The 8,642-nt window shown below is 73.6% G+C and carries 4 protein-coding genes; all 4 read left to right on the forward strand.

The features are described from left to right. Window positions 1–4: 4 nt before the first annotated feature. Window positions 5–1,525, forward strand: coding sequence for a DUF58 domain-containing protein (locus ABIB53_RS14560; protein WP_354588695.1), 1,521 nt, complete (start codon window positions 5–7; stop codon window positions 1,523–1,525). Beyond that, window positions 1,522–3,903, forward strand: coding sequence for a transglutaminase TgpA family protein (locus ABIB53_RS14565; RefSeq protein WP_354588696.1), 2,382 nt, complete (start codon window positions 1,522–1,524; stop codon window positions 3,901–3,903). The genes ABIB53_RS14560 and ABIB53_RS14565 overlap by 4 nt, the downstream gene beginning before the upstream one ends. Further along, window positions 3,900–8,291: a type VII secretion EssC family protein gene (locus ABIB53_RS14570; protein WP_354588697.1), complete on the forward strand. Its 4,392-nt coding sequence runs from the start codon at window positions 3,900–3,902 to the stop codon at window positions 8,289–8,291. Before ABIB53_RS14565 ends, ABIB53_RS14570 begins: the two co-directional genes overlap by 4 nt. Before the next feature lie 139 nt (window positions 8,292–8,430). Then, window positions 8,431–8,642: hypothetical protein (locus ABIB53_RS14575; RefSeq protein WP_354588698.1), on the forward strand; the 212-nt coding region annotated here is incomplete at its 3' end.

Below are 8,642 nucleotides of genomic sequence, written 5' to 3' on the forward strand. Positions count from 1 at the left end.
GCCGATGACGACGCCCCCGTCCGGTCCGAGCCGGCGCGGCCCCGAGCCGTCGCGCGGCCGCGGTCGGGTGCGCCCGCAGCCCGTCGAGGAGGACGCGCCCACCCTTCGCCCGGGGCAGCTCGACCGGTCGGGCGGGCGGGGCCAGGCCCCGCCCGCCCCCGCCCCGGCCCGTCCTGAGCAGCGCGCTGCCCCGACGCCGATGGAGGTGCGTCAGGAGCGGATGGCGGAGGGTCAGCGGCTGCGCGCGACCGGCCAGCGCCGCACGGTCACCCTCCCCGTGCCCGTCCAGGCGGTCCGGAGCACGAAGGGGGGCGCGGCCGCCGCCCTGCGCGCCTCGGCCCGCGGGGGCGAGCGGGTCCGCACGACGTGGTTCGGCGGGCTGCTGTCCTGGGTCTCGCCGCTCGGCTGGTCCGTCCTCGCCCTCGGGACGGCGGCCGTTGTCGTCGGCCTCCTCCTCGCGTGGGTCGAGCTCGTCACCCTCGGGGTCGCCCTGCTCGTCGCCTGCGCCCTGTGCTTCGCGCTCGCCGTCGGGCGCACCCACCCCCGCGTCGAGCTCACCGCCCGTCCCTCGCGGGTGCGGGTCGGGCAGCACGCGGCGGCCGAGGTCGTCCTGCACAACCCCGGGCACCGTCGGATCTTGCCCTCGCGCGTCGAGATCGCCGTCGGCGAGGACGTGCGCACCATCGACCTGCCCGCGCTGCGCCGCGGCGAGCAGGTCCGCCACGAGCTGCCGGTGCCCACCGACCGGCGCGGTGTCGTCGAGGTCGGTCCCGTGCGCACCGTCCAGGAGGACCCGCTGCGCCTCACCAACCGCACCCGCGTCTTCGGCGAGGTCAAGCAGCTCTTCGTCCACCCGAGCACCCGGCCGCTGGAGTCGGGTGCCCACGGCCTGCTGCGCGACCTCGAGGGCGAGGTCACCCCCGAGCTGTCGATGGCCGACATCAACTTCCACGCGCTGCGCGAGTACGAGCCCGGCGACGACCGGCGCTACGTCCACTGGCGCAGCTCGGCCAAGCACGACCGGCTCCTCGTGCGGCAGTTCCAGGAGACGCGTCGCGCGCACCTCACCGTCATCGTCGACGTCGACCCCTCCGGGTACCGCGCCGAGGAGGACGTCGAGGCCGCGATGGACATCGCCGCCTCGCTCGTCGTCCAGTCCATCCGCGACGAGCAGGAGGCGACCGTCGTCGCCGGCGACCGGGTCGCCTCGCGGACGACGATCCCGCTCACCCTCGACACCATCGCCCAGGCCGGCGTCGGCCGCGCCGACCTGCTGAGCTCGGCGCGTCGCGCGGCCGCCCTGGCCCCCGACAGCTCGGTCGTCGTCCTCGTCACCGGACCGCGGCGGGCCTTCCTCGAGCTGCAGCAGGTGCTCTTCCAGTTCGACGTCGAGGTGCACCACGTCGCCCTCCTCGTCGACGGCGGGGCGAGCGCCTCCCTTCGCCGGCAGCGCGGCATGACGATCGCCACCGTCGGCGGTCTCGACGAGCTGCACCACGTCCTGTCCGGGCTGAGCACCGCATGAGCGTCGTCGGCGCCCCTCGCGAGGGGATGATCAAGCCCCAGCTCACCGGCGGGCAGCGGGTCCGGGCGACGCTCGGGCGGATGCGCCCCGGCCCGGAGCACCTCGTCGACGCGGGCTTCGCCGTGCTCGTCGTCGCGCTCGTCCTCGTCGGGCTGCGCACCTCGGTCTTCGGCACCCACTCGCTCCTCGCCGGGGTCGTCGGCGTGCTGCTCGGGCTCGTCCTCGGGCACGTCCAGGCCACCTACCGGTGGCCGCTCGTCGCCATCAGCGCCCTCACCGTCGTGCTCTACCTGCTCGTCGGGGCTCTCGTCGTCGTCCGCGACGACCTGCGCTTCGGCGTGCTGCCGACCCTGCGCACCTTCACCGACCTCGCCGGCGCGCCGATCCACGGGTGGAAGCGCTGGCTGACCCTCGTGCCACCGGTCGACGCCGGCGGTCAGATGCTCGCCCTCGTCTTCTTCGTCGCCGTCGTGGGGACCCTCGTCGTCTACGCGACCGCCCGCCGTCACCGCTCGGCGCTCCTCGTCGCCGCCCCGGTCCTCGTGCTCCTGTGCGTCGTGCTGCTCATGGGCACCCAGGCGCCGGCGTCCCCGCTCGTCCACGGCGTCGCCCTGCCCGTCGCCCTCCTCGTGTGGTTCGCCCTGCGGGCCCGGCGCGGCCAGGAGCGGCGCGGGCGGCCCGCCCTCTCCCGGCTCGTCCTCGGGGGCGGGATCCTCGCGATCTCCGCCCTCGTCGCCGGTCTGCTCGGCCCGCTGCTCGGGCACGCCGACCCGTCGGAGCGCTCGACGCTGCGCGCCGAGGTCTCACCGGTGCACGACCTCAGCTATCTCACGAGCCCGCTCGGCGAGTTCCGCAGCTACACCGAGCAGTCGCCCACCCGGTTGTGGGACACCGAGCTCTTCCGCGTCGGCGGGGTGCCCGTCGGCGCACCGCTGCGCCTGGCGACGCTCGACTCGTGGGACGGCACGACGTGGGGGGTCACCGGGCTCGACGAGGCCGGGGGTGACCCGCGTCGGGCCTTCCAGCTCTTCGGCCAGCGGGTCGGCGTCTCCGACAGCGCCGGCCGGACCCCGAGCGAGATCACCGTCGAGGTGCCCGAAGAGGGCTACGACGGCCCGTGGGTGCCGACGACCGGCAGCGTCCAGGGCATCACCCTCGACGAGCCGACCGCCGAGCGCGTCGACGGCAAGGCCTGGCTCAACCTCTCGACCGACGCGGTCCTCGTGCCCTCGGGGCTGCAGGCCGGCGACCGCTACACGCTGCGCACGGTGCTCACCGAGTCGCTCGGCGAGGAGCTGCCGCAGAGCCTGCCCGTGGCTCGGGGGTCGCTGCCGATGGGGGCGAGCACCGACTTCGTCGAGCCCCGTCTGCGCGCGTGGGCGGCGGACGAGAGCGACCCGTGGCGGCGCTTCGTCGCCGTGGCGACCGCGATGCGCGAGGAGGGCACGTACACGGACGGGCTGCCCGCGATCTCCGCCGAGGGCTCGACCTCGGCCGCGTACCGGCAGCGGGCGGCCGAGGCGCTGCTCGTCCACGGCCCCGGCCACGGCACCGCCCGCCTCACCGACTTCCTCGGGCACGACCCGCTGGCCGGCGACGACGAGCAGTACGCCGCGGCGCTCGCCCTCATGGGCAACCGGCTGGGCATCCCGACCCGCGTCGTCCTCGGCGCCGTGGCCACCCAGGACGGGGTCGTGCGCGGGCGCGACGTCCACGCGTGGGTCGAGGTGCAGCGCGCCGACCGGTCCTGGTACCCCGTCATGCCGCAGACCTTCATGCCCGACCGCGAGACCGCGCCGCCGGAGCAGATGCAGACCTGGGACGCGCCGGCGTCCGAGCCGCTCCCGCCGCCGCCCCCGCCCCCCGTCGTCCAGAGCGACCCCACGGACTGGTCCTCGCCGCGCACCTGGCCGCTGTGGGCCAAGGCCCTGGCCGTCCTCGTCGTCCTGCCCCTGCTCCTCCTCGCGATCGCCCCCCTCGTCGGCGGCGTGCGCCGCGTCCTGCGCTCGCGCACTGGAGACCCCGACCAGCGCGTCGGCCGGGCCTGGGCCGATCTCGTCGACGAGGCCCGCTCGATGGGTCTCGACGTCCCCCTTCGCGCGACGCGTCCGGAGCAGGCGATGGCCCTCGGCCCGCCGGTCGACGCGATGCCCGTCGCGGTGGCCGCCGACGCCCTCGTCTTCGGGGAGCGACCGGCCGACCCCGCCGCCGTCGGGGCCTGGCTGCGCGACCTGCGCGCCGTGCGCCGTCGGGCCCGTCGCTCGGCCGGTCTCCCGGCCGCCCTCGTCGCCCGCACCGACCCCCGGCGCGTCGTCACCCACGACGTGCCCGCTGACCACGCCCCGCGCCGATCCCGTCGGAAGGCTGACCGGACATGAAGCTCATGCTCACCCTGCGAGGGTCGAACGACAAGGACGTCGACCTCGTCGCCACCGTCGACGGCCGCACGACCGTCGGCGACCTCGCCGAGCACCTCGTCCTGTCCGACCCGGACCGCCAGTCCGGCGGCGACTACTACGCGCGCTCCGACCTCGGCACGCACACCCTCGCCCTCGTCGACGAGAACTACCGCGCCGTCGAGCCCGGCACGACGGTCGCCGAGTCCGGTCTGCGCAGCGGCGTCCACGTCGCCGTCACCCGTCGCTCCAGCGGGTACGAGGACAAGGCGGCGCCGCTGGCGACCGCCGTCGTCGTCGGCGGCCCGGACGAAGGGAGGGAGTTCCCCCTCCAGCGCGGCACCTCCCACGTCGGTCGCGGGCGCGACTGCGAGATCCAGGTCAACGACGGGTCGGTGAGCCGTCGGCACGCGAAGCTCCTCGTCGCCGACGTCGTCGAGGTCACCGACCTCGGGTCGAGCAACGGCGTCGTCGTCGACGACGAGCGGATCGACCGCGCGATCCTGCGCGAGGGCGAGGCCTTCACCGTCGGCGACACGACGATCGAGATCCGGCAGGCGCGCGCCGCCGCGGGCGTGACGATGGGTGACAGCGGCACCGTCGCCTTCTCCCGCAGCCCGCGGATCGCGCCGGTCTACCAGGGGCTGGTCTTCGAGGTCCCCGACCTGCCCGAGCGCGGCAAGCCCCAGCGCATGCCGCTGGCGATGATGCTCGTCCCGCTCTTCATGGGGGCGACGCTCTTCGCGGTCACGCGCAGCCCGTACACGATCATGTTCATGCTCATGATGCCGGCGATGATGATGGCCAACGCCTACGAGTCGCGGCGCCGGGTCCGCCTCGACTTCGAGGACGCGATGAACGACTTCCGCGAGGACATCGGCTACCTCGTCGAGGACATCGAGGCCGAGCTCGACCGCGAGCACGACATGCGCCGGCTCGAGCACCCCGCCGTCGCCGAGACCGGTGAGGCCGTGCGCCGGCACCACCCGCTCATGTGGACCCGTCGTCCCGGCGAGCCCGGGTACCTCGAGTACCGCCTCGGTCTCGGCGTGCGTCCCAGCCGCTCCGAGATCAAGCTGCCGAAGATGGGCCGCACCCGCGCGGAGGCCTGGCTCGAGGTCTCGCAGACGATGCAGGGCCTGGGCCACGTCGCCGACGTGCCCGTCACCGCCCACCCGCTCATCGACGGGTCCGTCGGCATCTCCGGCCCCCGGGACGAGGCGCTGGCGATGGCTCGATCCCTCGTCGTGCAGACCGCGGCGCTGCACTCGCCGGCCGAGGTCGTCCTGTGCGCCCTCGCCTCGACGAAGTCCGCACGCGACTGGGACTGGGTGAAGTGGCTGCCCCACACGGCCTCGCCGCAGAGCCCGATCGACGCGCAGCACACGGCGAGCTCGGGGCCGGGCTGCTCGGCGCTCATGGAGCAGCTCGAGGGCTATGCGAGCCGCACGATCGAGAAGGGCAAGCCGAGCGGCGTCAACGTCGTCGTCCTCGTCGAGAACGACGCGCCCGTCGACCGGGCCCGCCTCGTCCAGCTCGCCGAGCGCGGCTGGCGCTCCGGCGTCGTCGTCGTGTGGGTCGCGCCCGTCACCGAGCAGCTGCCGGCGGCGTGCCGCACCTTCGTCGAGGTCGAGACCGGCGGCCGGGCCCGCGTCGGCTACGTCGCGCCCGCCGAGGTCGCCCAGGACGTCACCGCCGACGTGCTCTCCTACGAGCAGGCCGTCGTCGCCGCCCGCCGGCTGGCCCCCGTCACCGACTCCGGCGCGCTGTCCGAGGACGACTCGGACATCCCGCGCTCGGTCTCCTTCCTCGCCCTCGTCGGCACCGAGCTCGCGAGCTCGCAGATGGCCGTCATCGAGCGGTGGAACGAGAACCGTTCGATCCTCACCGGCCGGCACGCCCCGGCCACCCCGAGCCGCAAGCCGGGCTCCCTTCGCGCCGTCCTCGGCCAGAGCGCGCTCGGGACGTACAGCGTCGACCTGCGCACCGACGGGCCCCACGCCCTCGTCGGCGGCACGACCGGTGCCGGCAAGTCCGAGCTGCTCCAGGCCTGGATCCTCGGCATGGCCACCGCCCACAGCCCGCAGCGGGTGACCTTCCTGCTCGTCGACTACAAGGGTGGGTCGGCCTTCCGCGACTGCGTCAACCTGCCGCACACCGTCGGCATGGTCACCGACCTCTCGCCGCACCTCGTGCGGCGCGCGCTCGAGAGCCTGTCGGCCGAGCTGCACTACCGCGAGCACCTGCTCGCGCGCTTCAAGGCCAAGGACCTCGTCGAGCTCGAGCGGCGCGGCGAGGTCGAGGCCCCGCCGAGCCTCATCATCGTCGTCGACGAGTTCGCGGCCCTCGTCCAGGAGGTCCCGGACTTCGTCGACGGCGTCGTCAACATCGCCCAGCGCGGCCGCTCCCTCGGCATCCACCTCATCCTCGCCACCCAGCGCCCCGCGGGCGTCATCCGCGACAACCTGCGCGCGAACACCAACCTGCGCATGGCGTTGCGCATGGCCGACACCGACGACTCGACCGACGTCCTCGGCACGCCCGAGGCGGCGTACTTCGACCCGGGCCTGCCCGGTCGCGCGATGGCGAAGTCCGGTCCGGGGCGGCTCGTCCCCTTCCAGACCGGGTACGCCGGCGGGTGGACGAGCGACACCCCGCCGCCGCCGGACATGCTCGTCGAGACGCTGAGCTTCGGCGCCCCCGTGCGCTGGGAGCTGCCCGCGACGCCGAAGACGCAGGAGGACGACGAGCTCGGACCCAACGACATCCAGCGCGTCGTCGAGGTCGTCGAGGCGGCCCGGGTCGAGGCCGAGATCCCGGTGCCCCGCAAGCCCTGGCTGCCCGAGCTCGAGCCCGTGTACGACCTCGCGAAGCTGCCGACCGACCGGCGCGACGACGAGCTCGTCATCGGCATCTCCGACAACCCCGCGCTGCAGTCGCAGCCGACGATCTCCTTCCGCCCCGACGCCGAGGGCAACCTCGCCGTCTACGGTGCGTCCGGGTCGGGCAAGAGCGCCTTCCTGCGCACCATCGCCATCGCCGCCGGCTTCACGGTGCGCGGCGGGCCGTGCCACGTCTACGGGCTCGACTTCGGCAACCGCGGGCTGTCGATGCTCGAGACGCTGCCGCACGTCGGCAGCATCATCTCGGGTCAGGACGAGGAGCGCGTCAAGCGCCTCATCAACCACCTGCGCGAGGTCATCGAGGAGCGCGCCGTGCGCTACAGCAAGGCGAACGCCTCGACGATCACCGCCTACCGCCAGCTCACCGGCCGGCACGACGAGCCGCGGATCTTCGTCCTCGTCGACGGCCTGACCTCCTTCCGCAGCGCCTACGAGTCGACCGGTGCGCTCATGAAGTGGCTCGACGCCTTCACCTCGCTGCTCGGCGACGGCCGGCCCGTCGGCGTGCACTTCGTGCTCTCCGTCGACGCGCGCAACGGCCTGCCCGTCTCGATGGGGTCCTCGGTGCAGTCGCGCTTCGTGCTGCGGATGGCGACGGAGGACGACTACTCCTTCCTCGGCGTCCCCGCCGACGTCCTCACCGCCGAGTCCGCTCCGGGGCGCGGCATCTTCAAGAAGCGCGAGGTCCAGGTGGCCGTCCTCGGCGGCACGCAGGACGCCTCCGAGCAGTCGCGGATGGTGCAGGGCTTCGCCGACGCGATGCGCAAGAGCGGCACGGCGCCGGCGCCGGAGATCGAGTCGCTCCCGGAGGTCGTGCACGCCGCCGACCTGCCCCGGGTCGTCGACGGGCTGCCCGTCCTCGGCATGGACTCCGAGCAGCTCGCGCCGTGCACCTTCGAGCCGCGCGGCGGCTTCGTCGTCACCGGTCCTCCCGGAAGTGGTCGCACGACGACGCTCGTGCAGCTGCTGCGCTCGATCTGCGCCGCGGACCCGAGCACGGAGATCTACGTCGTCAGCCTGCGGCGCAACAGCGAGCTGCTCCACCTGCCCGAGGTCACCGGCACGGCGACGAAGGAGGAGGAGATCACCGCGCTGTCGGCGACCCTCAAGGAGAAGGCGCTCGCCGAGGGCGGGCCCCACGTGGTGCTCGTCCTCGAGAAGCTCGACGACCTCGCCCAGATGCCGTACCAGAACCCCCTCCAGGAGTGCGTCAAGCCGCTCGTCGACAACGACCACTTCGTCATCGCCGAGGCCGACCCGTCGGCCATGACGACGAGCATGGGTCTGCAGGGCCTGGTCAAGGGGTCGCGCTCGGGCATCGCGCTCGTCCCGGACGGGTCGGAGAGCTCGATGATCTTCAAGACGACCTTCCCGCCGCTGCAGCGCGTCTTCATGCCCGAGGGCCGCGGTGTCCTCGTGCGCCGCGGGCGTGCGCAGATCGTCCAGGTCGCGCTGCCGCAGCGCTGAGCAGACGCCCGGGACAGGGGGAGTGCTCCCCATGGTCCGGGCGCCTACCTCTTAGTAGGTTCGTCGCACACGGACCGCAGGGGCGAGAGCACGGCCGGTCCGGTGCACGAAGCACATTTCTCGAGCAGGAGGATTCGACATGGCTTGGCTGGGTATGAACCTGGAGACGGTCTCGGGTGAGATCCCGAAGTGGAGCAGCCTCTCTGAGGAGGTGGGCTCGATCATCAACAACACGAACACGCAGGTGCAGGCGGCGAACGAGGCGTGGAACGGCACGGACTCGGATCAGTTCGTGGGTGACTGGAATGACAAGTACCGCCCGGCGCTGGAGCAGATCAAGCAGATGATCGA

The sequence above is a fragment of the Janibacter sp. UYMM211 genome (assembly GCF_040547045.1).
Taxonomy (GTDB): domain Bacteria; phylum Actinomycetota; class Actinomycetes; order Actinomycetales; family Dermatophilaceae; genus Marihabitans; species Marihabitans melonis.

What these genes read in the sequence shown, in the direction of transcription:
- ABIB53_RS14560 (WP_354588695.1), top strand. Translation starts at nt 5, where the DNA reads ATGACGACGCCCCCGTCCGGTCCGAGCCGGCGCGGCCCCGAGCCGTCG.
- ABIB53_RS14565 (WP_354588696.1), top strand. Translation starts at nt 1,522, where the DNA reads ATGAGCGTCGTCGGCGCCCCTCGCGAGGGGATGATCAAGCCCCAGCTC.
- ABIB53_RS14570 (WP_354588697.1), top strand. Translation starts at nt 3,900, where the DNA reads ATGAAGCTCATGCTCACCCTGCGAGGGTCGAACGACAAGGACGTCGAC.